The sequence below is a fragment of the Nonomuraea sp. WAC 01424 genome, from assembly GCF_003947315.1.
In the GTDB taxonomy this organism is placed as follows: domain Bacteria; phylum Actinomycetota; class Actinomycetes; order Streptosporangiales; family Streptosporangiaceae; genus Nonomuraea; species Nonomuraea spiralis.
The window spans coordinates 998,529-1,020,259 of record NZ_QHHZ01000001.1 but is presented as its reverse complement, the minus strand read 5'-3'; the positions used below and the strand labels follow the sequence as shown (position 1 = coordinate 1,020,259).

The window sequence follows — 21,731 nt, the reverse complement described above, 5'->3', positions numbered from 1 at the left end:
GTGCCCTGAGGTGAGGCTCAGGGGAGGGTCAGGATCTCGCTGCCGGTCTCGGTGACCATGATCGTGTGCTCGAACTGGGCCGTGCGCTTGCGGTCCTTCGTGACGGCCGTCCACTTGTCGGGCCAGATGTCGTAGTCGATCGTGCCCAGCGTGAGCATCGGCTCGATGGTGAACGTCATGCCCGGCACCAGCTCCACCCGCAGCGACGGGTCGTCGTAGTGGGGCACCATGAGGCCGGAGTGGAAGGTCGTGCCGATGCCGTGGCCGGTGAAGTCGCGTACGACGCCGTAGCCGAAGCGCTTGGCGTACGCCTCGATGACGCGGCCGACCACGTTGAGCTGGCGGCCGGGCGCGACCGCCCTGATGGCCCGCATCATGGCCTCGCGGGTGCGCTCGACCAGCAGGCGCGACTCCTCGTCGACCTCGCCCACCAGGTAGGTGGCGTCGGTGTCGCCGTGGACGCCGCCGATGTAGGCGGTGATGTCGACGTTGACGATGTCGCCGTCGCGCAGCACGGTGTCGTCGGGGATGCCGTGGCAGATGACCTCGTTGATCGACGTGCACAACGACTTGGGATAACCCTTGTAGCCGAGCGTGCTGGGGTAGGCGCCGTGGTCGAGGAGGAACTCGTGGCCGATGCGGTCGAGCTCGTCGGTGGTGACCCCGGGGACGGAGTGCTTGCCGACCTCTTCGAGGGCCTGGGCGGCGATGCGGCCGGCCACCCGCATGCGCTCGATGATCTCGGGGGTCTTCACGTCGGACTCGCCGGTCCTGGGGCGCTTCTTGCCGACGTACTCCGGCCGCTCGATGTGGGCGGGGACCTTTCGCATGGGCGAGACTCGCCCGGGCTGGAGCAGTGTCGTCATGAAACACGAGTCTACGGGGCAGAATTGACCTCGTGAGCGAAGGCCAGTGGTGGTTCTGTCTCAAGCACATGCGGGTCGAGCCCGAGCAGGGCTGCCCCAACAAGGACCGGATGGGTCCCTACACCTCGGAGGAGGAGGCGGCGGGCGCACTGCAGCGCGCCGCCGACCGCAACAAGGCGTGGGACGAGGCCGATCAGGAGGACGAGTGACGCCCCGTCCCGCCTACGGCACGACGGCGTAGGCGCGTACGGGGAAGGTGCCCATGCCCGCGATCATCGGGGGCGCGGCATGGAACCTGAAGCCCTCACTCGGCAGTGCCGCGAGCCCCGTCAGGTGCTCGACCAGCGGGATCCCCGCCCTCAGCAGGATCGTGTGGGCGGGGCGTTCGCCGTGCGGCGGGGTGTCGTCGATGTTGAGCGAGTCGATCCCGACCAGCGCCGCGCCCTGCTCGGCCAGCCACTTCGCCGACTCCGCCGCCAGGTACGGATGGTCGCGCAGATAGGCGTCGGTGCCGAAATGGCGGTCCCAGCCCGTGTGGATCAGCACGGCCCGGCCGCGTACGTCCAGCGTGGCGTCGAGCACCACCTCCCGCCCTCCTGAGGCGGGTACGCGCAGGCCGGGCAGGTCGGCCAGCCTGCTCACCGGCACCTGCGACAGGTCCGGGCCGTCGGCGTAGCGGTGGTGGGGCGTGTCCAGGTAGGTGCCGGTGTTGGCGGCCATCGTGATCGTGCCGATCTCGAACTCGGTGCCCGGGGCGTAGACCTCGCGCGAGTCCTCCCTGCTCAGGTGCGTGCCGAGGACCGGGCCCGGGACGCCGGGATAGGTGATCATGCCGTCGGTGATGCGGTGGCTGAGTTCGACGATCATTTGGCGGCTCCCACCCGGGCGAGTTTGACGAGGGCGATCCCTCCGATGGCGGCCCATACGAGGTTCAGCCCGGTGGAGGGCCAGGCGGCGTTGTAGGCGCTGTTGACCATGAGGCCGAGGGCGCCGAACAGGTTGATGAGCTGGTACGCCACGCCGTCGCCGGACAACCGCGCGGACGAGACCAGGGCGTACCCGGTCAGCAGCAGGGCGGCTCCGGCCCAGCCGACGGCGTCGAGGAGGAGATCCATGGCCGATATTCTCTGGATTTTTGGGCTTAAAGCACAAATAAAGAAAGCTAAAGGTGGACGTAAGCTGACCTGCATGGATATCGACCCTCGTCGTCTGCGTGTCCTGCACGAGGTCGCCCGCCGCGGCGGCGTGATGCGCGCGGCCGAGGCGCTGTACCTGACCCCCTCAGCGGTCTCCCAGCAGCTCGCCCAGCTCGAACGGGAGGTCGGCCTGGCGCTCATCGACCGCTCGCAGCGCCGCGTCTCGCTCGCCCCGGCGGGCCGCGTGCTCGCCGGGTACGCCGAGCGGGTCGAGGAGGAGCTGACCGAGGCCAGGAAAGAGCTGACCAGGTTCACCGAACGCCTGGCCGGACCGGTGCGGATCGCCGCCTTCCCCACAGCCATCAAGCACATGCTGGTGCCCGCGATGCGCGCCCTGGCCGAACGCCATCCGAGGATCACGCCGGTCATCCACGAGGTCTACGGGCAGCCCGCGCTGCAGGAGTTGCGCCTCGGCGCCGTGGACCTGCTCATCACCGAGCAGGACATGAGCCTGCCGGTCCCCGCGCAGCCCTCGCTGACCGTACGGCCGCTGCACGTGGACGAGTTCCGCGTCGTGCTGCCGCCGGACTGGCCCGAGCCGGAGTCGACCGCGGACCTGATGCGCCTGCCGTGGGTGGCCGCCGAGCCGGACCAGGCGTGCGGGCAGGCGCTCGACCGGCTCGCCGGGATCCACGGGGTCGAGCCCCGCAGGACGCACGTCGTCACCGACTTCTCGCCGGTGCTCGCGCTGGTGGCCGCCGGGCACGGGGTGGCGATCGTGCCGTCGCTGGCGCTGCTCGACGTGCCGGAGGGCGAGGTGCGGGTGAGCGACGTACGGGAGGTGGGGGCGCGCCGGCTGGACGCGGTCACGCGGGTGAGCAGGACGCGGTCGGGCGAGCCGGACCCGGTGCAGGCGGTGGTGATCGGCGCGATCGAGGAGGCCACCGAGGGCCTGCGGGCGGCACTCGGCCCCCGCCTCGCCACCCAGCCCTGACCTCCGGACGTTCGGCCACTCGGGGGGCGGTCATTCGGTCAGGTGGGGGCCGCTGACCTTCTCCAGCAGGCGGGCCAGGCGTTCGCGCAGGCCCGGACGCTGCTCGACCTCGCCCGCCGCCGCGCTGACCAGGTGTTGGGCGCCGTCGAAGGTGATCAGCCCGCTCGCCGGCACGGCGATGGCGTCGTGGGCCAGCCCGCTCAGCTCGGAGTCGGCGCCCCCGATCGCCAGGATGGTCGCCCCCGTACGGCGGGCGTCGTCGACGCGCTCCAGCAGCGGGACCGGCGCCGCCTGCTCCGACAACACGAACAGGGTCTCGCCGCGCCCGGCCTGCTCCAGTCGGTCGAGGCCGACGCGCAGGTGGGCCGGGGCGTCGGCGGGCGGCGACCAGCGGACCAGCGTGGGGGTGAGCTGCGGCAGGCCGGAGAACTTCGCCTCGTCGCTTAGGTGGGCGGTGACGTGCCAGGGTTCGTCGTCCGGCGGGCCCACGAGCAGCAGGCCGCCGGGCGAACGGGTGGCCCGCAGGGCCAGGCCCAGCTCGCGGGTGCGGTCGAGCCAGCCCGTCGGGGCCAGGATCTCGCGCAGGAATGCCACCGAACCTGAGTCCATGCCTCCATGGTGCACGAGGAACGGGAACGAAGGAGGCCGATTCGGACGTCCGGCGCCCGGGCCGCCCCGGCCTGCCGTACGCACCGGCGGGGCTGGCATGATCGGGGCTATGACAGATGTGAACGGGCTTTCCATCGCGATCCTCGGCGGCACCGGCGACCAGGGGAAGGGGCTGGCGCGACGGTTCGCGCTGGCCGGGCACACGGTGCTGATCGGGTCGCGCAGCGCGGAGCGGGCGCAGGAGGCGGCCGGGTCGATCGGCTCGGGCGCGCGGGGCGGGGCCAACGCCGACGTGGCGGCCGAGGCCGACGTCGTGATCGTGGCGGTGCCGTACGAGGGGCACAAGGCGCTGCTGGAGTCGTTGCGCGCCGAGCTGGCCGGGAAGATCGTGGTCGACTGCGTCAACCCGCTCGGCTTCGACAAGCAGGGCGCCTACGCGCTGCCGGTGGAGGAGGGCAGCGCCGCCCAGCAGGCGGCCGCGGTGCTGACCGAGAGCCGGGTCGTGGCGGCCTTCCACCACGTGTCGGCCGTGTTGCTGATGGACCCGGCCGTGGAGAAGGTGGACCTCGACGTGCTGGTGCTCGGTGACGACCGCGAGGCCACCGACACCGTGCAGGCGCTGGCCGAGCTGATCCCGGGCGTACGCGGCGTCTACGGCGGCCGGTTGCGCAACGCCCACCAGGTCGAGGCGCTGACCGCGAACCTCATCTCGATCAACCGCCGCTACAAGGCGCACGCCGGCCTGCGCGTCACCGACGTCTAGAGCGTCCGGAGCGTCTAGAGCCAGCCCGCGTCCTCGGCGACGCGGATTGCGTCGATCTTGTTCCGGGCGCCGGTCTTGGTGATCGCCGCCGTGAGGTAGTTGCGCACCGTGCCGGGGGACAGGTGCAGGCGGGCGGCGATCTCCTCGGCCGTCGCGCCCCTGGCCGCCTGCCTGAGCACCGTGGACTCGCGCGGGGTGAGCGGGCTCTCGCCGTACTCCATGGCCGAGGAGACGAGCTCGCTCTCCAGCACGCGCAGTCCGGCCGCGGTACGCCTGATGGCGTCGGCCAGGCGGTCGCCGGGCGCGTCCTTGACCAGGAACGCCTCGATGCCCGCGGCCAGCGCCCGGCGCAGGTGGCCGGGCTGCCCCATGGCCGTGAGCACCAGGATCCGGCAGGACGGGAGCCGTTCGCGCAGCTCGGCGGCGGCGGTGATGCCGTCGGTGACCGGCAGGTCGATGTCCACGACCGCCACGTCGGGCCGGACGTCGAGCGCCACCGGCACGATCTCGTCGCCGCGGGTGACCTCCGCCACGACCTCGATGTCGGTCTCCAGCCGGAGCAGGGCGGTGAGCGCGGCGCGGATCATGTGCATGTCCTCGGCCAGCAGCACCCGGATCACGCCGGCACCTCCATGGTCAGCAGGAAGCCGCCGCCGGCCGGGGCGGCCGAGCAGGTGCCGCCCGCCTGCGAGGCCCGTTCGGCCAGCCCGGTCAGGCCTCCGCCCGGCTCGCCGGACCCGCTCCCCACGCCGTCGTTGGCCACCTCCAGGCGGACCCGGCCCTCCCGCAGCGACGTGGTGATCGTGCAGGTGGTGGCCCTGCTGTGGCGCAGGACGTTGGTGACCGCCTCGCGTACGCCCCAGGCCAGCGCCTCCTCCGCCCGCCGGGACAGGGTCACCTCGGCCAGGTGTGCCTGGCAGCTCACGCCCGACGACTCCAGCAGCGCCGCCGCGCGGTCGGTCTCGCCGGTCAGCGACATCGCGCGGTAGCCGCGGGCCACCTGGCGCACGTCCTGGGCGGCCTCTCTGGCGACGCGTACCAGGTCGCCCACCTCGCCGCGGGCGGAGGCGGGGTCGCGGTCCATGAGACGTCCGGCCAGGTCGCCCTTGAGCGCGATGGCGGTGAGGCTGCGGCCGAGGCCGTCGTGCAGGTCGCGGGAGATGCGCAGGCGTTCCTTGAGCACGGCCGCGTCGGCCAGGTCGGCCCTTGCCTCCTCCAGCTCGGCGGCGACGCGGACGAGCCGGACCAGGACGTAGATCATCGAGCCCGTGATGGGGATGGTGATCACGTAGAACAGGGTGACCACGGCCAGGGGGAAGCCGATCCACGTGTTGGCGCCCTCGTACAACATCATGAGGACGATCAGCGGCACGGCCCAGCGGAGGGAGAGGAACACCAGCAGGGTCCCGGCCAGCAGCGGCGCGGCGATCGCGGACCAGCCGCTCGGCAGCAGGTAGTCGCCCGCGTAGGTGACGACCGCCTGGAGCGGCAGCGTGGCGGGGAACAGCGGCGGACGCCCGCCGCGCAGGGCGGCCCGCATGTTGACGTAGTGGGTGGAGACGACGGCGACCATCACGGCCGTCGCGAGCAGGCCGACGCCCGGGCCTCCCATGAAGTAGAGCAGCCCGATGAGCGAGTAGACGACCGAGACGCCCGTGATGAGCACCCGCGCGAGCCTCTGGGCCGAGGACGAGACCACCACAGCAGCGATTATCGCCGAGTCACGACCGGCGCGGTTCCCAGCGGAACCACAACCTGATCGCGACGACGCCGACGACCGCCCACCCGGCCAGGACGAGCGCGGGCACGACCGCCTCCCCGGTCTTCACCGCGTGCACCACGGCCGAGGTGGGCAGCAGGTCCAGCGCCGTACTCAGCCACGAGGGCAGCGGGATCGGTCCCATCGCGCCCGCCGACACCCCGGCGGCCAGGAAGAGCGGCATGGTGTACGCGCCGGCCAGCTCGCTGCGCGGGATCGCCGCCGTGTACGCGGCCCCGAGCAGCGCCAGCACGGCCGAGCCCGCGGCGGTCATGGCCGCGAACAGCAGCGGGTCGTCCGGCAGCGGCACCCCGGCCGCGAACCGCACGGCCACCGCGCACAACACGATCACGACGAAGGTCTGCGTGGCCGTGCTGGCGATCTGGCCGACGAGGATCTGCGCATCGGTCAGCAGCCCGGCCCGCAGCCGCTTGAGCACGAGCTGGTCGCGGCGGGTGGTCAGGGCCACCGCGATGTTCATGAACGCGGTGAGCGCCAGCAGGATCGCCAGCGCGCTCTGGAACATCGTGGTGGCGAAGGGCACGCCGCCGGAGGTGACGTGCCGCATGAGCGCGGGCATGCCCACGGCCAGGCCGACCGGGGTGATCACCGAGGCGACCAGCATGGCCCTGTCGCGCCAGAACAGGCGGGTGCCGAGACGGTAGGTGGCGGTCAGGCTCATCGGGCGCTCCTGGGCAGGTCGAGGAAGAGGTCTTCGAGGGTCGCGGCGCGGACCTCCAGGCCGGACAGCCGCAGCCCGCGCCCGGCCGCCCAGGTAAGCAGCGTCTGCGCGGCCAGGTCGGGGTCCTCGGCGCGGCAGACGGCGGTGCCGCCCTCCACCGTGACCGGCAGCGGCAGGTCGTCCGCGCCCACCCCGGCGGGCAGCCGGAACGCCACCCGCCCGCCGCGCGCGGCCAGCGTCTCGGCGATCCCGCCCACCGCCACGATCTCGCCCTCGTCCATGATCGCCATGGACGAGGCCAGGCGCTGGGCCTCCTCCAGGTAGTGCGTGGTCAGCAGGATCGTGGTGCCCCTGGCGGCCAGGGCCGAGACGACCTCCCAGGTGTTCGCGCGGGCCTCGGGGTCCATGCCCGCGGTGGGCTCGTCGAGGAACAGCACGTCGGGGCGGCCGAGCAGGGCGAGCGCCAGGTCGAGCCGGCGCTTCTCGCCGCCGGAGAGCTGGCGCACCCTGGTCAGCGCCTTGTCCGACAGGCCGGCCAGGTCGAGGGCCTCGCCGACCGGGCGCGGGGCGGCGGTGAAGTCGCGCCAGACCGCGACGGTCCGGGCGACGGTCAGGTCGGGGAAGAACCCGGCCTCCTGGAGCATGATCCCGACCCGCTGCCGTACGGCCGCCCGGTCGGACCAGGGGTCGAGGCCGGCCACCCGGACGGTCCCGCCGTCCGGCCGCTGGAAGCCGGCCAGCACCTCGACCGTGGTCGTCTTGCCCGCGCCGTTCCTGCCGAGGAGGGCGAAGATGTCGCCCTGCGCCACCTCGAACGAGACGCCCTTCACCGCCGGGTAACTCCCGTAGCTCTTCCTGAGCTCGTTCACCTCAATCATGTGTCCGACTATGACCGGACAGGTCAGGGGCTCGACAGTGAAGAATTCACGACTTCCTGGAGAGCTTCAGCAACGCGTCCGCGACGCCTTCCGGGTCGATGACCTGGTGCAGGTGGAGGCCGGGCAGCCGGGTGACCGGCCAGCCGCGGCCGGCCGCGTCCTGGGCCGCCTGCTCGTACGGGGGCCCGAACCACAGGCACGAGCACCTGACCGCGTCCCAGCCCGCCGGGACGGGCACGGACTGCGTGTAGTAGTCGAGCGGCAACCGCGGCTGCTCGACCGTCACCCGTACGCGGACGGCGGGGTCGGGCAGCATGGCCACCACGTCCTCCTCGTCCCACCAGTCGGTCCAGCGCGGCAGCAAGCCGTCGGGGCCGGCCAGGCCGCGCAGGAACGGCAGGAAGTCCTCCTCGGCGATCCTGACCAGCCCCCGGGCCGGCGGCACGTGCGCGTCGGCGAACACGCAGGCCACCACCCGGTCGCCCAGCCCCTCCTTGATCACCGGCATGAAGAACCCGGCGTTGCTGTGGGCCACCAGCACCAGCGGCCCCTCGGCGGGGGCGGCCTCGCGCACGGCCGCGACCACGCGCGGCCAGTACGGCGCCCCGCCCGCGGCCACGCCGGTCAGGTCGGGGACGACGGCCGCCCGGCCGCGCCGCTCCAGCGACTCGGCCACCGGAGCCCACGTCGAGGGCCCGACGGATGGGCTGTGCACCAGCACGAAGGTCGTTTCCATGGCCCCCACCCTGTCAGACGACGAGCGCGTGCCGGGAGACGGGTTTCCGGCCGCCGTCGTAGGCCGCCCAGGCCGCCGCCAGGTCGCGCACCGCCCGCGACAGCTCCTCCTCGGGGAACAGGAAATGCAGGCGCAGGCGGTCGGCCTGGCCGCCCAGGGGATCGAAGGAGCGGCCCGGCGGCACCGCGACGCCGTGCCGGAGCGCGACCTGGGCGAAGGAGTCGGCGTCGCCGCGCGGGAGGCGTACCCAGATGGTCTGGCCGCCGCGGGCCGGCTCGAACGTCCAGGACGGCAGTCGCGCGCGCAGTTCGGCGCACAGATGGTCGTGCCGCCGCCGCAGGACCCGTACGCGGGCGTCGCGCACCTCGTCAAGGCGGCGCAGCAGCGCGACGGCGGCGAGCTGGCTGAAGACCTCGCCGCCGAGATCGTGCACGGCCCGCAGCCTGGCCAGCCTCGAGACCAGCGGCGCCGCCGCGCGGATCCAGCCCACCCGCAGCCCGCCCCACACCAGCTTGCTCAGCGAGCCGACGGTGACGACCTGCTCGCCAGCGCCGAACGCGGCCACCGGCGCGGGCGTCCCGCCGGAGAAGCACAGCTCGGCGCGGACCTCGTCGTCGATCAGCGGCACGTCGTGCTCGGCGGCCAGGGCGGCCAGCCGCCTGCGGGCCGCGTCGTCCATGATCGCGCCGTCGGGGTTGCGCGCGGTGGGCACGCAGTAGACCAGCGCCGGCCGCTCGCGCACCGCCGGCCGCGCCTGGTCGTGCGTGAGGTCCACGGGCTTGACGACGGCCGCCGCGTGCCGGAACACCTCCAGCGCCCCCGGATAGGTCGGCGACTCGGTCAGCACGGTGTCGCCCGGCGTGACCAGCAGCCCGGCCAGCAGCGTGAGGGCCTGCTGCGCGCCCGTCGTCACCATGATCTGTCCGGCCGTCGTGGGCACGCCGCGCGCGCTGTAGTAGCGGGCCAGCGCCTCCCGCAGCGAGGGCTCGCCCGCCGGCTGGTAACCCAGGTCGCGCAGCTCCGCCACCCGCGCCCCCGCCTCCTGGTACGCCTCGAACAGCGCCTGCGGCGGGTCGTCGGGCGCCGCGCAGGTCAGCAGGCGCACGCCGTCGGGGGCGTGCAGGAGGTGCAACATCAGCGGATTGGCCGCGACGCCGTCGGCGGTCCTGGTGGCGGGCAGGTCGGACGGCGCGACGCGGGTGCCGCTGCCCTGGCGGCGCACCACCCGGCCCTCCTGCTGGAGCAGCTCGTACGCGGCCACCACGGTGCCGCGGCCCACCGCGAGCCGGGCGGCCAGGACCCGGTCGGGCGGCAACTGACTGCCCGGCGGCAGCACGCCGTCGTCCACGAGCGTCCGGAGGCGGGCGGCGAGCAGCAGGTAGAGCGGGCCGCGGCCAGAGGCCCACCGGCCCAGCAGGTCGACGAGGTCGTCGGGATTGGCCCTGTTCATGGACCAATTCTGGCGTATTGGCTCTGCAAGAAGATGCCAAAGCGGGGGATATTTGATGACATGACTGAGTTTCGCCCTGAGACGCGTGCCGTACACCTGCCTCAGCCCGCCGTCGAGGGCAGCCGCCCGCTCGGCATGCCCATCTACCAGAGCGCCGGGTTCGCCTTCGACGACCCGGAGATGATGGGCGCGGCGATGGGCGACCCCGACGGCGCCTTCGTCTACGGCCGCTACACCAACCCCACCGTCCGCGCCCTGGAGACGGCGGTCTCCGGGCTGGAGGGCGGCGCCGCCGCGCTGGCCGCCGCCTCCGGCATGGGCGCGATCAACACCGTCCTGCTCGCCCTGCTCAAGCCCGGCGACCACCTGATCGCCCAGCGTTCCCTGTACGGCGGGACCGCCGCGATGATCAACGAGCTGGCCGGCAGGTTCGGCATGACCGTCACCCACGTGCCCGAGAACGACCCCGACGCGCTGCGCGCCGCCGTACGGCCCGAGACCCGGATCGTCTACCTGGAGACCATCAGCAACCCGATGGCGCTGGTCGCCGACCTGCCGGCCATGTGCGCCACGGCCCGCGAGCTGGGCGTGCTGTCGGTGGTGGACAACACCTTCGCCACCCCCGTGCTGTGCCGCCCCCTGGAACACGGGGCCGACGTCGTCGTGCACTCCACCACCAAGTACCTGTCCGGGCACAGCGACGTGATCGGCGGCATCGCCGTCTTCGCCGACCCGGAGCTGCACGGCAAGGTCTGGCACTTCGCCACCGAGCTGGGGTCGGCGGCCGAGCCGTTCACGTCGTGGCTGACGCTGCGCGGGCTGCAGACGTTGCCGCTGCGCATGGAACGCCACTGCGCCAACGCCGACTTCCTGGCCACCCGGCTCGCCGGGCCGCCCGCCGTGTCGGCCGTGCACTGGCCGGGGCTGCCCTCGCACCCCTCGTACGAGCTGGCGGCCAAGCTGCTGCCCGCCTTCGGCGGCGTGTTCTCCTTCGACCTGGCCGGCGGGCGGGCGGCGGGGGAGGCGTTCATGAAGTCCGTACGGCTGGCGCTGCTGGCCCCCTCGCTCGGCGGAGTGGAGACCCGCGTCATGCACCCCGCCACCACCTCGCACCGCACGCTCGACGCCGAGGAACTGGCCAGGCACGGCGTCGGCGAGGGCATGGTACGCATCGCCGCCGGCATCGAGCATCCCGAGGACCTGTGGGCCGACGTGGCCCAGGCGCTCGGATAGCCTCGGCGTGTGCTCGCCGTCTCCGAGCCGTGACCACCCCTCCGGAGCCTTCACCAAGGGGCTCCGAGCCATGACCAAGGGAGAGCCGTGACCGCCGTCACCTACGACGATGTCCTCGACGCGGCCGTACGGATCTCGGGACACGTGCTGCGCACGCCCGTCCTGGAGATCTCGCCCGGCCTGTTCCTGAAGCTCGAACTGCTGCAACACTCGGGCTCCTTCAAGGTGCGCGGTGCCTTCAACCGCATCCTGTCGGCCGGCACGCTGCCCGCCGCCGGGGTCATCGCGGCCAGCGGCGGCAACCACGGCCTGGCCGTCGCCCACGCCGCCAGGTCGCTCGGGGTGCGGGCCGAGATCTTCGTACCGGAGGTGACGAGCCCGGTGAAGGTGGCCGGGCTCAGGGCGCTCGGCGCGCACACCACCCAGGTCGGGGCCATCTACTCCGAGGCCGCCGAGGCCGCCGCCAAGCGCGCCGCCGAGACGGGGGCGCTGGCCGTGCACGCCTACGACCAGGCCGAGGTGCTGGCCGGGCAGGGCACGACCGGCCTGGAGATCATGGAGCAGACCGGGGGCGTGGACACGATCGTGGTGGCCGTGGGCGGCGGCGGCCTCGCGGCCGGCACCACTCTCGGGGCGCGGGCCGGGGGCGACGCCCCGCGGATCGTGGCGGTGGAGCCCCACGCCATCCCCACGCTGGACGAGGCGCTGCGCGCGGGCCGTCCGGTGCCGGTGCAGGTGGGCGGCGTGGCCGCCGACGCGCTCGGGGCCACGCAGCTCGGCGCGCTGGCGTTCGAGGTGCTGTCGGGTGTGGGGGTGGAGAGCGTACTGGTGGAGGACAAGGCGATCGTCGCGGCCCGGCGCGCGCTGTGGGAGCGGCACCGCCTGGTGGCCGAGCCCGCCGGCGCGGCGGCGTACGCGGCGCTGTTGTCCGGCGTCTACCGGCCGGCCGACGGGGAGCGGGTGGCCGTCGTCGTGTGCGGCTCCAACACCGACCCCGCCACGCTGTCCGGCGCGGCGGGGTGACCAGCCGTAGGCGTGCTCAGCTGTAGGTGTGCTCGGGCGCCGGGAAGGCGCCCGAGCTGACCTCGGCGGCGAAGGCGCGCACCGCGCGGTCCATCTCCGAGGCCAGGTCGAAGTAGCGCTTGACGAACTTGGCCGGGCGCGGCGTCAGCCCCATCATGTCCTGCCACACCAGGACCTGCGCGTCCGTCGCGGGCCCGGCGCCGATGCCGACCGTGGGGATCGCCAGCGACGTGGTCACCCGCTGCGCCAGGTCGGCCGGTACGCACTCCAGCACCACCGCGAACGCCCCCGCCCGCTCCAGATCCTTGGCGTCGGCCATCAGCTCGTCACCCGACTGCCCGCGCCCCTGCACCCGGTAGCCGCCGAGCGCGTTGACCGACTGCGGGGTGAGCCCGAGGTGGGCCATGACCGGCACGCCCGCCGAGACCAGCGCCTCGACCTGCGGCAGCACCCGCCGGCCGCCCTCCAGCTTGACCGCGTGAGCGCCCGCCTCCTTCATGAACCTGGCCGCCGACTCCAGCGCCTGCTGCGGCGACCCCTGGTACGACCCGAACGGCAGGTCGGCCACCACCATCGCCCGCGAGGAACCCCGGACGACGGCCGCGGTGAGCGGGACGAGGTGGTCGAGGGTGACGGGCAGGGTGGAGTCGAAGCCGTAGACGACCATGGCCGCGGAGTCGCCGACCAGCAGGACGGGCACGCCCGCCTGGTCGAACACCCCGGCCGTCATCGCGTCGTAGGCGGTGAGCATGGGCCACCGCTCCCCGCGCTCCTTGGCCGCCGCGAGGTCGCGGACGGTGACCCTGCGCCCTGAAACACCGCCGTACAGCGTGGTCGAAGACATGGACAACCTCCAGAAACGTCTCGAGGCGTCCCAGTGACGTCCCCGGACTCCTTCGATGATGTCATGGAGGGAAATCCAGTGGCGAAACTGTCGGTGCCTCTTGACACAATCGACGCGGAGGTAAACGACACACCATGGCTCTCGACCAATATCGCCGGCTCTTCCGGCTCCCAGGCGTCCGCACCCTGCTCCTGGTGGGGATGCTCGCACGCGTCCCCGCCACCGCGATGGGGATGGCGCTGACCCTGCACGTGGTCTTCGGACTGCGCCTGGGCTACGTCGAGGCCGGCGTGGTCACGATGGCCAGCACGGTCGGCATGGCGATCGGCTCGCCGCTGTCGGGCCGGTTCGTCGACCGCCACGGCGTGCGTCCCGTGCTCGTCGTCACCACGCTGGCCCAGGCGGTGTTCTGGTCGTGCGCGTGGGCGCTGCCGATGCCCGCCCTGGCGGTCGCGGCGGCGGTCGCGGGCCTGCTCAACCTGCCGGTGTTCAGCGTGACCCGGCAGTCGCTGGCCGCGCTGGTGCCGCCGGAGCAGCGGCGTACCGGGTTCACCCTCGACTCGATGCTGGTCGAGCTGTCGTACATGACCGGTCCCGCCCTCGCCGCCGCCGGCATCACCACGCTGGGCAGCACGACGACGCTGATCGTCATCGGCGTCGGCATCACGGCGGCGGGCATCGGCCTGATCGCCTTCAACCCGCCCGTCCGTTCGGCGGTCGAGCTGGAGGAGCCGGTGGTGAAGGTGCCGCGGCGGCAGTGGCTCACCCCGGGGTTCGTCGCGCTGCTCGGCACGACGGCGGCGGCCACGTTCATCCTCACCGCGACCGAGCTCGGGCTGGTCGCCACCATCAACTCCGCGGGCGAGACCGGGTGGGTCGGCGTCGCCGTGGGCATCTGGTGCCTCTACTCGCTGGTCGGCGGCTTCGTCTACGGCGGCCTGTCGCGCGGTTTCTCGCCGCTGGCCCTCATCGCGGGCATGGGCCTGCTGACCATCCCCTTGGGGCTGGCCGGGGCCGACTGGCGCTGGCTGATCCTGGCGCTGCTGCCGGCGGGCCTGCTGTGCGCCCCGGCGCTGTCCTCGACGGTCGACGTGCTCAGCCGCTGGGTGCCGACCGGGGCCAGGGGAGAGGCGATGGGCCTGCACGGCACCGCATTGCTCATCGGCGGCGCGGCGTCCTCGCCCATCGCGGGGGCCATCATCGACGGCGGCGGGCCGACGTGGGCGTTCGTGGTGGCGGGGCTGACCGGGGTGGCCATGGTGGTGGTCGCGCTCCCGTTCTGGCGCAGACGCCCGGCGGCGGTGGCCGTGCCCGTCCCGGCCGAGGAGCAGTCCGCGCCTTCGGCGGCCACGGCGGGCTGAGCCGGGGGCGGTTTCTGACTGCCGGCTGAGGGGCCGGCGTGTGTCCGTGAGGGCCCGTGCGGGCGGCGGATCGGTTTGCCGGTTGTTTCCTCGTGCGCACTTCTCCCGTCAGGTGGAAGTTACGAAACGGGACCGTTGCGTATCGGAATGTCTTGCGATACGGTGTCGTTGCGAAACTCAGACGTATCGAAATTAAGGATGTTTCCATGGACCCGAACGAAGGGCATCCACGGCGCTGGGGGATCCTCGGAGTGCTGGTGTTCAGCCTCCTGGCGGTCGTGCTGGACAACACGATCCTCAACGTGGCGATGAAGACCATCTCCGACCCCCATGTCGGATTGGGCGCGACGCAGAGCCAGCTCGAATGGGCGATCAATTCCTACACGCTGGTGTTCGCCGGTTTGTTGTTCACCTTCGGCGTGATCGGTGACCGTACGGGTCGCAAGCGCATGTTGTTCATCGGCATGGCGCTGTTCGGCCTGGCCTCGCTGGCCAGCGCCTACTCCCAGGACCCGACGCAGCTGATCTTCGCCAGGGCGGCGATGGGCATCGGCGGCGCGGCGATCATGCCGGCCACGCTGGCGATCATCTCCAACGTGTTCCCGCCCGGCGAGCGCGGCAAGGCGATCGGCATCTGGGCCGGTGGCGTGGGGCTCGCGGTGGCGATCGGCCCGATCACCGGCGGCCTGCTGATCGAGCACTTCTGGTGGGGCTCGGTCTTCCTGGTCAACGTGCCGATCGTGGTGATCAGCATGGTGCTCATCGGCGTCTTCGTGCCCGAGTCGCGGGACCCGAAGCCGTCCAAGCTCGACCCGGTGGGCGTGCTGCTGTCGATCATCGGCCTGGTGGCCCTGGTCTACGGCATCATCCGCGGTGGCGACCTGGCCACCCTGGCCGACGCCGAAGTGATCGTCCCGACGGTGGTCGGCGTGCTGGTGCTGGGCGTGTTCGTGTGGTGGGAGCGCCGCATCGACAACCCGGTGTTCGACGTGCGCAACTTCAGCAACGTACGGTTCAGCTCGGCCATCGGCATGATGGGCATCGTCTTCTTCGCGATGATGGGCGGGATGTTCTTCCTGACCTTCTACCTGCAGATCGTGCTGGGCTTCAGCCCGATCCAGGCGGGGGCCCTGATGATCCCGTTCGCCGCCGCGCAGCTCATCTTCGCGCCGCTCAGCCAGCGGGTGCACCAGATCTTCGGCGCCAAGCTGTCGGCCACGGTCAGCATGCTCGTGGTGACGGCGGCCCTGGGCAGCTACGCCCTGATGGACGTGGACACGCCCGTGGTGCTGATCGAGATCATCTTCTTCGTCCAGGGTGCGGCGATGGCCAACATCATGCCGCCCGCGACCACCGCCATCATGGAGGCGCTGCCCAGGGAGAAGGCCGGTGTGGGCTCTGCCATGAGCAACACCGTCCGCCAGGTCTCCGGCGCGCTGGGCGTGGCCGTGCTCGGCTCGGTGTTGTCGAGCAGCTACCGCGGCGAGATCGCCTCGGCGCTGCCGGCGGGCGCGCCGCACGCCGCCGGTGAGTCGATCATGGCGACGATGGGCTTCGCCGGGAGGCTCGGCGAGCAGGGCCAGGCGCTGGTCAAGTCCGCCTTCACCGCCTTCGTCGACGGCATGCACGTCACGGCGATCGTGTCGGCCGTGATCGCCCTGGTGGGCGTCGCGGTGGTGGCCAAGTGGATGCCGGGGAAGGCGCGTCCGGTCCAGCAGGCGGAACAGAAGGAACCAGCGGTAGTGTGAGGCCGCGATGACGATCCAGGATTCAGGGACTGCCCGCCCGGCGGGCCGCCCGCGCAGCGAGAAGGCCGAGAAGGCGATCATCGACGCGACCCTCGACCTGATCGGCGAGGGCATGGGGGTGTCGGAGCTGTCGATCGAGGCCATCGCGTCGCGGGCGGGCGTCGGCAAGACCACGATCTACCGGCGCTGGTCCAACAAGGAGGATCTGGTCGTCGACGCGCTCTCCACGTTGAAGGCGCCGCTTCCGCCGCTGTCCGGCATCTCCGTACGCGACGACCTGATCTCCCTGCTCGACGCGATGCGCAAGGAGGCGGGGCAGGCCCGTACTCGGTGCGTGATGAACATCGCGCTGGGCGAGGCCGATCGTTACCCGCGGCTGATGGAACGCTTCGTGAAGCGGGCCGTCGAGCCGCGCAGGCAGGCGCTGCGCTCGGTGATCGAGCGCGGTGTCGCCAACGGCGAGCTCAGGTCCGACCTGGACGTCGACCTGGCGATGGCGCTGTTCTCGGGCGCCATGATGTGGCACACGAAGTGGGGCCCGGCCGGCGACCTGCCGCTCGACCTGGCCGAACGGGTGGTCGACACGATCCTGCTCGGGCTGGCCGGAGAGCGCGCCACGTCCTGAGACGTCCTGACTCCCACGGAGGCGCGCACCGAGGCGCCTCCGTGAGTCGTCGGCCCCGCGGCGCAGGGGCCGTCCGTACGAGCCTCAGGCGGCCTGTTCAGAAGGTGAGCCTTGTTCTAATCTCGCGCCATGCCCCCCATGCGAAGAATCGCGATCCTCGGCGTGCTCACCTTCGGCCTGCTGTTACCCGGCGGCGCCGCGCTGGCCCACGAGGAACGTCCGGTGACGCTGCCGGACGGGACCGGGACGGTGCCGGCGCTGCGGACGGGCGAACCCGACCTGCTCGTCTGCAAGACCGACAAGGTCGACTTCGAGCGTCGAATCGCGAATTTTCCGGCGGGGCTGCGACAGCGCAATCTCGACCTTTTCGCGAAATGTCAGCAGCAAGGGGTTAGGAACTTACAGGACGCGGTCGATCGCGTTCAGCGGCCGGGGATGACGATCGCCATCCTGCCCGGACTCTACCGGGAGGAGCCCAGCCAGGCCGCCCCCACCGGCGCCTGCGCCAGGCTGCCCGCCCGCTGGTCGAGCTGGGGCTACCAGATCCTCACCTTCGAGCAGCAACAGCAGTGCCCGCACAACCAGAACCTGGTCGCCGTCCTCGGCAAGAAGGACCTCCAGATCGAGGGCACCGGCGCCGGCCCGCTGGACGTCATCGTCGACGCCGAGTACCGCAAGCTCAACGCCATCCGCGCCGACCGCACCGACGGCGTCTACTTCCGCAACTTCACCGCCCAGCGCACCACGTTCAACTCCCTGTACGTGCTGGAGACCGACGGCTTCGTCATCGACCGCGTGCTCACCCGCTGGAACGACGAGTACGGCTTCCTCACCTTCGCCAGTGACCACGGCCTCTACACCGACTGCGAGGCGTACGGGAACGGCGACGGCGGCCTGTACCCCGGCAGCGCCTCCAACCTCAACGACGGCCGCGGCCACGACGTGCCCAGGTATGCCATCGAGATCCGCCGCTGCAAGAGCCACGACAACGCGCTCGGCTACTCGGGCACCGCGGGCGACTCCATGTGGGTGCACGACAACGAGTTCTACGACAACATGGTCGGCGCCACGATGGACAGCCTCTGGCCCGGCCACCCCGGCCTGCCGCAGAACCACGCCAAGTTCGAGAACAACAAGATCTACGACAACAACCGCGACTACTACCGCTACACCCGGGACGGCACCTGCGCCCGCCCCCCGGCCGAGCGCGGTTACGAGCACGGCGTGGTCTGCTCCCAGGTGGGCGTGCCGCCGGGCACGGGCATCCTGGTCGCGGGCGGCAACTACAACGTCTTCAGGAACAACCGCGTCTGGGGGCACCGGCGGGCGGCGTTCCAGCTCTTCGGGGTGCCCGCGTTCATCAGGGGCGAGAACGACCTGGCCAAGCAGGCCGACACCTCGAACCACAACCGCTACGAGGGCAACGTGTTCGGCGTCGGCCCGGCGGGGGAGCGGCGGCCTAACGGCCTGGACGTGTGGTGGGACGGCCAGGGCACGGGCAACTGCTGGCAGGGCGACGCGGGCCGCTCGACGCCTGCCGCGCTGCCCGTCTGCGCCGCCCGCGCGCCGGAGTTGTCCGCCGGGACGAGCCGCGTGCTGGCCGAGCCCGTCAAGCTGGCCAAGCTCTACCTGTGCGCCGACTTCAGCGCGGCAGAGGCGCGGCTGCCCGCCGGTTGCGACTGGTTCGGCGCGTCCGGGCTCGGCAAGGTGGAGGCCCAGCTCGCCCTGGGCGGTTCGGTGGTGCTCGCGCTGTTCGCGGTGCTGTTCTGGCGGCGGTCGGGCGCGACCGTACGGCTCCACAAGGGCGGACGCGAGGCCGGGCCGTCGGCCAACGGGGTGGCCCCGGCGGTGACGTACGTCAGCGCCCGCAGGCACGCGCTCATCGTGGCCGGGGCGCTCGGCGGGCTGGCGGGGCTGACGATGGACGTGGTGGCCGCGGCCGAGGACAGCACGCTGCTCGCGGCCCTCGCACTGCTGCTCATGGCCGACTGGTGGTTGTGCCTGGGCGTGGCGCTGCGGCCGAGGCGGCCGGGCTGCGGCTGGCTCACGATCGTGCTCGGGCTGCTGGCCTGCGTGGACGCCTTCGACCGGGTGGTGTACCCGGTGCCGTTCGTCCCGGTGGGGCCGGGGTGGGTGCGCGGGCTGCTGACCGGGGTGTGGGTGTTGTGCGCGGTGGTCGTGCTGGCGCCGCGGCGCGGCCGTACGGAGGACGCGCCCGCCGCCGGGGCACGGGCGTGAGGAGGGCGGCCTGGGCGGCGGCGGCCGTGCTCCTGGCGGGCTGCGGGCCGCTGTCGGCCACCCATCACGTGCCGGGCGACAGCCACCAGGTGGCCACGTCCGCGCCGGACGGGCAGGCCGTCGCCGTCATCACCGTCGCGGGCGGCCGGGTGAGCCCGCCGTCCGGCTGGCTGGAGGTCGCCCAAGGGCGGCCCGTCAGCATCACGGTCACCAGCGACGTGGCCGACGAACTGCACGTGCACGGCTACGACATCGAGGCCGAACTGCGGCCCGGCGTGCCGGAGACCGTGCGCTTCACGGCGGACCTGACCGGCGTGTTCGAGGTGGAGACGCACCGGAGCCGGCTCGTGCTGACCCAGGTGGCGGTGCGATGACGTACCTGCTCGCGCACGGGGTCGGCGGCCGGAGCGACCTGCCGATCCCGCTGTTCTACGCCTACGCCGGGGCGTTCGCGGCGCTGGTGGCGTCGTTCCTGGCGCTCGGACTGCTCTGGGCGGACTCGCGTTTCCGGGGGGACCGGGCCGGGACGGTGATCGCGCTGCGCCTGCCCGCGCGGCCGGCGCGGGTGCTGACGCTGCTGGTCGCGGGCTACACACTGGGCCTGCTCGCGGTCGGCCCCGAGGAGGGCAACGCCGGGCCGTACCTGGTCTATGTGCTGTTCTGGGTGGGGCTGGTGCCCGCCTCACTGCTGTTCGGGCCGGTGTGGCGGGGGCTGAACCCGTTCCGGCTGCTGCCCGACCGGCCGCGCCGGCCGCTCCCGGCGTGGCTCGGCTACCGGCCCGCCGCGGCGGGCCTGCTCGCCTTCACCTGGATGGAGCTGGTCGCGCCCGAGCCCGCCGCCCCCGCCACGCTGCTGCTCTTCTTCGCCCTGTACGGCGCCGCCCAGCTCGCCGGCACCACCGTGTACGGCCACGCCTGGCTGGAACGCGGCGACCCGTTCGAGGTGTACTCGACCCTGATCGGCCAGCTCTCACCCGTCGGCAGGCGCGCCGACGGCACCCGCGTGCTGCGCAACCCCTTCGACGGCCTGGACGCCGTCGTGCCCGCCCCAGGCCTGGTCGCGACCGTGTGCGTGCTGCTGGGCAGCACCGGCTACGACGGCTTCTCCTCGGCCCCCGCCTGGGTGGACGCCCTCCAGTCGGGCCCGCTGGGCCGCACCGGCCTGGGCACGATCGGCCTGCTGGCCGCAGTCACCGGCGTGGCGCTGTTGTACGCCGCCTGCCTGGGCGCGGCCGGGCTGATCGGCGGCACCCGCGGTCTGGCCCCCCGCTTCGCCCACTCGCTGGTGCCGATCGCGGTCGGCTACCTGGTCGCCCACTACTTCTCGTTGCTGGTCGTCGAGGGCCGGCATGCGGTCGTCCTGGCGCTGGGCCTGGACGCCCGGGTGGACCAGAACGCCGTCTCCCCGGCGACCGTCGCCGTCGTGCAGGTGGCGGCCATCGTGATCGGGCACGTCGTCGGCGTGGTGGCCGCCCACGACCGCTCGGTACGGCTGCTGCCGCCCGCGCGGGCGGTCGCGGGCCAGCTCCCGTTGTTCGTGCTGATGATCTGCTACACGGTCGGCGGGCTGACGCTGCTGTTCGCCGCCTGACCGGCGGGAGCGGCCTCGACCAGGGTGAAGGGCACGGTGGCGGCCACCCGGCCGTTGACGATGACGTCGAGCTCACGCGGCCCCGGCGGCTCGTTGCGGGTGGTGACCGGGCGGAAGGAATGGCTCTTGCGCACCGTGAACGCCGCCCCCCCGGCGGCGGCCTCGCGCCGGCCCAGGTGGAACACGCGGCGCGAGCCCGCCCGGCGCACGGCGTACTTGAGCAGCAGCGGGCCGGGCGCGCCCGCCGTGACCGTGACGGTGAAGGCCAGGCTGCCCCCGACGGGGACCGCGGCCGAGTCGAGGGTGAGGGCGTCGGCCGAGCCGCTGCCCGGCGTGGCGCCCAGCAGTTCGAGCGCCTCGGGGTGCCCTGCGCGCAGCAGCCCGCGCGCCGCGTGGCGTACGACGCGCTCGACGTGCGAGCCGCCGCTCCCGACCCAGCGGGCCAGCAGGGCGAGCGCGGCGTCGGGATGGTCTTTGGCCAGGTCGTTGACGTGGTTGGCGACCGAGCGGCGGACGTATTCGCTCGGGTCGTCGCGCAGCAGGTCGAGCAGGGGCAGAGTGGGGCCGGGCGCCATCAGCCAGCCGACCCGGGTGGCCCAGGGCAGCCGGGGCCGCGAGCCCTCGGAGGCCAGGCGGCGCAGGTGCTCGTCGGGCGACTCCGCCCAGCCGTACATGATCTTGAGGGCGTCGTCGCGGTGGCGGTCGAGGTAGGGGCGCACGGCGAACTCACCCGTCGAGTACGGCGTGATCGCCGCCAACCCCGACATCGCCTCCTCCAGATGACCGAGACCGTGGACGGCGGTGTGGTCGGTGAGCGGCCAGCCGCTCCACAGGTCGAGCTCCCCGCGCGCGGCGCAGGCGCGGGCCAGCTCGGCGGCCCGCGGGTAGGGCAGCGGGAGGGCGTCGTGGAGGGCGGCGGAGACGTGCCTGACCCGGTCCTTCAGCTCCAGCGGGCCGAGCCCGGCCACCGCCCGCTCGGCGAAGCGGGCGCGCGGGAACGCGGGCCGGACGGCGGCCAGGCCGTGGGCCAGCACCGACACGGACCGGGCGTTGATCATGTCTTTGAGCGGTTGTGCCACGGCCACCACCCTGCCAGCCGCCACCGACAATCCGCCCGGCCCGCTCCTCGGGGAAGGGGCCGGGTGGCTCGGCCTGGCCCGTGCCTTGGGGACGGGCGGCTCGGCCTCGGCCGTTG

Annotated in this window: 23 protein-coding genes; 11 read left to right on the top strand and 12 right to left on the bottom strand. The window is 72.7% G+C overall.

Features of this window, described 5'->3' with window-relative positions; translation table 11 throughout:
• Positions 1 to 17: 17 nt before the first annotated feature.
• Entirely contained in the window at positions 18 to 866 is an 849-nt protein-coding gene (gene map, locus DMB42_RS04860; protein WP_125630928.1) for a type I methionyl aminopeptidase, read from the bottom strand.
• 32 nt (positions 867 to 898) lie between these two features.
• Here map and DMB42_RS52965 point away from each other — a divergent pair, with 32 nt between their 5' ends.
• Positions 899 to 1,075 (top strand): hypothetical protein, encoded by a 177-nt coding sequence (locus DMB42_RS52965; RefSeq protein ID WP_185844476.1) that lies wholly within the window; start codon positions 899 to 901, stop codon positions 1,073 to 1,075.
• 13 nt (positions 1,076 to 1,088) lie between these two features.
• Here the strand turns inward: DMB42_RS52965 and DMB42_RS04855 are convergent, their stop codons facing one another.
• Positions 1,089 to 1,733, bottom strand: a complete 645-nt coding sequence (locus DMB42_RS04855) for a cyclase family protein (RefSeq protein WP_125630925.1) — start codon at positions 1,731 to 1,733, stop codon at positions 1,089 to 1,091.
• Positions 1,730 to 1,981, bottom strand: coding sequence for a hypothetical protein (locus tag DMB42_RS04850; RefSeq protein ID WP_125630923.1), 252 nt, complete (start codon positions 1,979 to 1,981; stop codon positions 1,730 to 1,732). The genes DMB42_RS04855 and DMB42_RS04850 overlap by 4 nt, the downstream gene beginning before the upstream one ends.
• 73 nt (positions 1,982 to 2,054) lie before the next feature.
• On the opposite strand from DMB42_RS04850, the gene DMB42_RS04845 reads away from it, so the two are divergent.
• Complete coding sequence (locus DMB42_RS04845) at positions 2,055 to 2,996, top strand: LysR family transcriptional regulator (RefSeq protein WP_125630921.1); 942 nt, start codon at positions 2,055 to 2,057, stop codon at positions 2,994 to 2,996.
• Positions 2,997 to 3,026: 30 nt separating this feature from the next.
• On the opposite strand, the gene DMB42_RS04840 is transcribed toward DMB42_RS04845, so the two are convergent.
• Positions 3,027 to 3,605, bottom strand: a complete 579-nt coding sequence (locus tag DMB42_RS04840; protein WP_125630920.1) for a hypothetical protein — start codon at positions 3,603 to 3,605, stop codon at positions 3,027 to 3,029.
• Between the two features lie 109 nt (positions 3,606 to 3,714).
• On the opposite strand from DMB42_RS04840, the gene npdG reads away from it, so the two are divergent.
• A complete protein-coding gene (gene npdG, locus DMB42_RS04835) occupies positions 3,715 to 4,368 on the top strand; it encodes an NADPH-dependent F420 reductase (protein ID WP_221761998.1) in 654 nt (217 codons plus the stop codon).
• Between the two features lie 14 nt (positions 4,369 to 4,382).
• On the opposite strand, the gene DMB42_RS04830 is transcribed toward npdG, so the two are convergent.
• From DMB42_RS04830 to DMB42_RS04805, 6 genes are read right to left on the bottom strand one after another with little or no spacing between them, the layout of a single operon-like run.
• The gene (locus tag DMB42_RS04830) at positions 4,383 to 4,988 is read right to left on the bottom strand and encodes a DNA-binding response regulator (RefSeq protein WP_125630916.1); all 606 of its coding nucleotides are present in this window, start codon (positions 4,986 to 4,988) and stop codon (positions 4,383 to 4,385) included.
• Entirely contained in the window at positions 4,985 to 6,070 is a 1,086-nt protein-coding gene (locus tag DMB42_RS04825; protein ID WP_125630914.1) for a sensor histidine kinase, read from the bottom strand. The genes DMB42_RS04830 and DMB42_RS04825 overlap by 4 nt, the downstream gene beginning before the upstream one ends.
• Positions 6,071 to 6,089: 19 nt before the next feature.
• Entirely contained in the window at positions 6,090 to 6,809 is a 720-nt protein-coding gene (locus DMB42_RS04820) for an ABC transporter permease (RefSeq protein WP_125630912.1), read from the bottom strand.
• Positions 6,806 to 7,687: an ABC transporter ATP-binding protein gene (locus tag DMB42_RS04815; RefSeq protein WP_125630910.1), complete on the bottom strand. Its 882-nt coding sequence runs from the start codon at positions 7,685 to 7,687 to the stop codon at positions 6,806 to 6,808. The genes DMB42_RS04820 and DMB42_RS04815 overlap by 4 nt, the downstream gene beginning before the upstream one ends.
• Before the next feature lie 46 nt (positions 7,688 to 7,733).
• Positions 7,734 to 8,423: an alpha/beta hydrolase gene (locus DMB42_RS04810; protein ID WP_125630909.1), complete on the bottom strand. Its 690-nt coding sequence runs from the start codon at positions 8,421 to 8,423 to the stop codon at positions 7,734 to 7,736.
• 13 nt (positions 8,424 to 8,436) lie between these two features.
• Entirely contained in the window at positions 8,437 to 9,873 is a 1,437-nt protein-coding gene (locus tag DMB42_RS04805; RefSeq protein ID WP_125630907.1) for a PLP-dependent aminotransferase family protein, read from the bottom strand.
• 60 nt (positions 9,874 to 9,933) lie between these two features.
• On the opposite strand from DMB42_RS04805, the gene DMB42_RS04800 reads away from it, so the two are divergent.
• Together DMB42_RS04800 and DMB42_RS04795 are read left to right on the top strand one after the other, a co-directional pair.
• Positions 9,934 to 11,106 (top strand): PLP-dependent aspartate aminotransferase family protein, encoded by a 1,173-nt coding sequence (locus tag DMB42_RS04800; RefSeq protein WP_125630905.1) that lies wholly within the window; start codon positions 9,934 to 9,936, stop codon positions 11,104 to 11,106.
• Positions 11,107 to 11,193: 87 nt separating this feature from the next.
• Complete coding sequence (locus DMB42_RS04795; RefSeq protein WP_125630903.1) at positions 11,194 to 12,129, top strand: serine/threonine dehydratase; 936 nt, start codon at positions 11,194 to 11,196, stop codon at positions 12,127 to 12,129.
• 16 nt (positions 12,130 to 12,145) lie between these two features.
• Here DMB42_RS04795 and panB read toward each other — a convergent pair whose 3' ends face one another.
• Positions 12,146 to 12,973, bottom strand: coding sequence for a 3-methyl-2-oxobutanoate hydroxymethyltransferase (gene panB, locus DMB42_RS04790; protein ID WP_125630902.1), 828 nt, complete (start codon positions 12,971 to 12,973; stop codon positions 12,146 to 12,148).
• Positions 12,974 to 13,107: 134 nt separating this feature from the next.
• Here panB and DMB42_RS04785 point away from each other — a divergent pair, with 134 nt between their 5' ends.
• From DMB42_RS04785 to DMB42_RS04760, 6 genes are all read left to right on the top strand, one after another.
• Entirely contained in the window at positions 13,108 to 14,334 is a 1,227-nt protein-coding gene (locus DMB42_RS04785) for an MFS transporter (RefSeq protein ID WP_125630900.1), read from the top strand.
• A gap of 206 nt (positions 14,335 to 14,540) precedes the next feature.
• The gene (locus DMB42_RS04780) at positions 14,541 to 16,082 is read left to right on the top strand and encodes an MFS transporter (RefSeq protein WP_125630898.1); all 1,542 of its coding nucleotides are present in this window, start codon (positions 14,541 to 14,543) and stop codon (positions 16,080 to 16,082) included.
• A gap of 7 nt (positions 16,083 to 16,089) precedes the next feature.
• Positions 16,090 to 16,707, top strand: a complete 618-nt coding sequence (locus DMB42_RS04775) for a TetR/AcrR family transcriptional regulator (RefSeq protein WP_125630896.1) — start codon at positions 16,090 to 16,092, stop codon at positions 16,705 to 16,707.
• A gap of 138 nt (positions 16,708 to 16,845) precedes the next feature.
• Positions 16,846 to 18,945 (top strand): right-handed parallel beta-helix repeat-containing protein, encoded by a 2,100-nt coding sequence (locus tag DMB42_RS04770; protein WP_260477482.1) that lies wholly within the window; start codon positions 16,846 to 16,848, stop codon positions 18,943 to 18,945.
• Entirely contained in the window at positions 18,942 to 19,319 is a 378-nt protein-coding gene (locus DMB42_RS04765; RefSeq protein WP_125630893.1) for a hypothetical protein, read from the top strand. The genes DMB42_RS04770 and DMB42_RS04765 overlap by 4 nt, the downstream gene beginning before the upstream one ends.
• Positions 19,316 to 20,536 carry a hypothetical protein gene (locus tag DMB42_RS04760; protein ID WP_125630891.1) on the top strand — a complete coding sequence of 407 codons (1,221 nt, stop codon included), beginning with the start codon at positions 19,316 to 19,318 and terminating at the stop codon, positions 20,534 to 20,536. The genes DMB42_RS04765 and DMB42_RS04760 overlap by 4 nt, the downstream gene beginning before the upstream one ends.
• On the opposite strand, the gene DMB42_RS52960 is transcribed toward DMB42_RS04760, so the two are convergent.
• Positions 20,497 to 21,615: a DNA alkylation repair protein gene (locus DMB42_RS52960; RefSeq protein WP_185844456.1), complete on the bottom strand. Its 1,119-nt coding sequence runs from the start codon at positions 21,613 to 21,615 to the stop codon at positions 20,497 to 20,499. The genes DMB42_RS04760 and DMB42_RS52960 overlap by 40 nt on opposite strands.
• Between the last annotated feature and the right edge of the window lie 116 nt (positions 21,616 to 21,731).

Bases quoted from the DNA above. Each gene is read 5' to 3' on its own strand.
- map (WP_125630928.1), bottom strand. From the start codon at position 866: ATGACGACACTGCTCCAGCCCGGGCGAGTCTCGCCCATGCGAAAGGTC.
- DMB42_RS04855 (WP_125630925.1), bottom strand. From the start codon at position 1,733: ATGATCGTCGAACTCAGCCACCGCATCACCGACGGCATGATCACCTAT.
- DMB42_RS04850 (WP_125630923.1), bottom strand. From the start codon at position 1,981: ATGGATCTCCTCCTCGACGCCGTCGGCTGGGCCGGAGCCGCCCTGCTG.
- DMB42_RS04845 (WP_125630921.1), top strand. From the start codon at position 2,055: ATGGATATCGACCCTCGTCGTCTGCGTGTCCTGCACGAGGTCGCCCGC.
- DMB42_RS04840 (WP_125630920.1), bottom strand. From the start codon at position 3,605: ATGGACTCAGGTTCGGTGGCATTCCTGCGCGAGATCCTGGCCCCGACG.
- npdG (WP_221761998.1), top strand. From the start codon at position 3,715: ATGACAGATGTGAACGGGCTTTCCATCGCGATCCTCGGCGGCACCGGC.
- DMB42_RS04820 (WP_125630912.1), bottom strand. From the start codon at position 6,809: ATGAGCCTGACCGCCACCTACCGTCTCGGCACCCGCCTGTTCTGGCGC.
- DMB42_RS04815 (WP_125630910.1), bottom strand. From the start codon at position 7,687: ATGATTGAGGTGAACGAGCTCAGGAAGAGCTACGGGAGTTACCCGGCG.
- DMB42_RS04810 (WP_125630909.1), bottom strand. From the start codon at position 8,423: ATGGAAACGACCTTCGTGCTGGTGCACAGCCCATCCGTCGGGCCCTCG.
- DMB42_RS04805 (WP_125630907.1), bottom strand. From the start codon at position 9,873: ATGAACAGGGCCAATCCCGACGACCTCGTCGACCTGCTGGGCCGGTGG.
- DMB42_RS04800 (WP_125630905.1), top strand. From the start codon at position 9,934: ATGACTGAGTTTCGCCCTGAGACGCGTGCCGTACACCTGCCTCAGCCC.
- panB (WP_125630902.1), bottom strand. From the start codon at position 12,973: ATGTCTTCGACCACGCTGTACGGCGGTGTTTCAGGGCGCAGGGTCACC.
- DMB42_RS04785 (WP_125630900.1), top strand. From the start codon at position 13,108: ATGGCTCTCGACCAATATCGCCGGCTCTTCCGGCTCCCAGGCGTCCGC.
- DMB42_RS04780 (WP_125630898.1), top strand. From the start codon at position 14,541: ATGGACCCGAACGAAGGGCATCCACGGCGCTGGGGGATCCTCGGAGTG.
- DMB42_RS04775 (WP_125630896.1), top strand. From the start codon at position 16,090: ATGACGATCCAGGATTCAGGGACTGCCCGCCCGGCGGGCCGCCCGCGC.
- DMB42_RS04770 (WP_260477482.1), top strand. From the start codon at position 16,846: ATGCGAAGAATCGCGATCCTCGGCGTGCTCACCTTCGGCCTGCTGTTA.
- DMB42_RS04760 (WP_125630891.1), top strand. From the start codon at position 19,316: ATGACGTACCTGCTCGCGCACGGGGTCGGCGGCCGGAGCGACCTGCCG.